Genomic DNA, 259 nt, shown 5'->3' with positions numbered 1-259 from the left:
CATCTACCTGATGTCGGGCTGGCTTCAGACGAAGTTTCCGAGCCTCGACCTACTGTCCCACAACACCGGCCATCTGTGGTCGACGTTACTCGGAGAGAAGGGCGATCCGCACTTCGGTGTGCTGCACATCGCCAGCTATGTCTTCCTTGGCTTCGGCTTCTATTTACTGTCCAGCGCTTGGAATGTCTTGTACCACGCGCAGCAGCGCAAAGGTCTCGCCGTGTCAGGCCCGTATGCGCATATCCGCCATCCGCAGTAC

1 pseudogene is annotated in these 259 nt (G+C 57.9%); it reads left to right on the top strand.

What is annotated here, in order from left to right:
- Positions 1 to 259 (top strand): annotated as a pseudogene (locus KMS84_RS40345) (methyltransferase family protein); the annotation flags it as partial.

The organism is Streptomyces hilarionis (assembly GCF_024539675.1).
Classification (GTDB): Bacteria; Actinomycetota; Actinomycetes; order Streptomycetales; family Streptomycetaceae; genus Streptomyces; species Streptomyces hilarionis.
Note: the sequence above shows the minus strand (reverse complement) of the source record. Positions and strands in the feature narration are given on the sequence as shown.